This is a genomic window from Bacillus sp. LR--39 (assembly GCF_053613335.1).
This window is the reverse complement of record NZ_JBSIOT010000408.1, coordinates 1-987: the sequence shown is the minus strand read 5'-3', so window position 1 is coordinate 987 and position 987 is coordinate 1. Positions and strand designations below refer to the sequence as shown.

The 987-nt window shown below is 43.7% G+C and carries 1 pseudogene; it reads left to right on the top strand.

Going from position 1 to position 987, the window contains the following annotated elements:
- A pseudogene (locus tag ACWHAR_RS23645) lies at positions 1-987 on the top strand (Wall-associated protein); the annotation flags it as partial.

The window sequence follows — 987 nt, the reverse complement described above, 5'->3', positions numbered from 1 at the left end:
TCAGGCAGACCAACTGACAAACATGACGCTCTCTAACGGCACGTCTATCCTTCACAGCTATGATAAGGAAGGCAATGAGGTAAGCAAAACCATCCGGGCGGGAGCAGATCAAACCTATAAATACGAATATGATGTGATGGGCAAGCTTGTCAAAACAACTGACCCTCTGGGCAATGTGCTAGCAAGCGAATATGATGCCAACAGCAACCTGACCAAAACCATTTCACCAAATGGCAACGAAGTGTCTCTTTCTTATGATGGAACAGACCGGGTGAAATCAAAGTCGTATAACGGTACAGAAAAGTACAATTTCACGTATGACAAAAATGGAAATGAAACGTCGGTCGTTAATAAAGAGCAGAACACCACAAAGAAACGGACATTTGACAACAAAAACCGTTTGACCGAATTGACTGACCGCGGCGGCAGCCAAACTTGGACATACCCTAGTGACTCCGATAAGCTGAAAACCTTCTCGTGGACTCATGGGGACCAAAAAGGAACGAATCAATTTACGTATAACAAGCTGGACCAAATGATTGAGATGAAAGACAGTACATCTTCATATTCATTTGATTATGATGAAAATGGAAACGTCCAAACCTTTATTACGGGCAACGGCGGCGGAACAAGTTTTTCATATGACGAAAGAAACCTTGTAAGCTCGCTGCATATCGGTGACAAAAACGGCGGAAGCATTCTGACGGAAAGCTATGAATATGATGCCAACGGCAATCGCACAACGATAAACAGCTCAGCAAGCGGCAAGGTGAAATATGAGTATGGGAAGCTGAATCAGCTTGTCAAAGAAACCCATGAAGACGGTACTGTCATTGAATACACATATGATGGATTCGGGAACCGGAAAACCGTTACAACTGTAAAAGACGGCTCAAGCAAAACGGTGAACGCTTCCTTCAACATCATGAACCAGCTGACAAAAGTCAATGATGAAAGCATCTCTTACGATAAAAACGGCAACCGCAC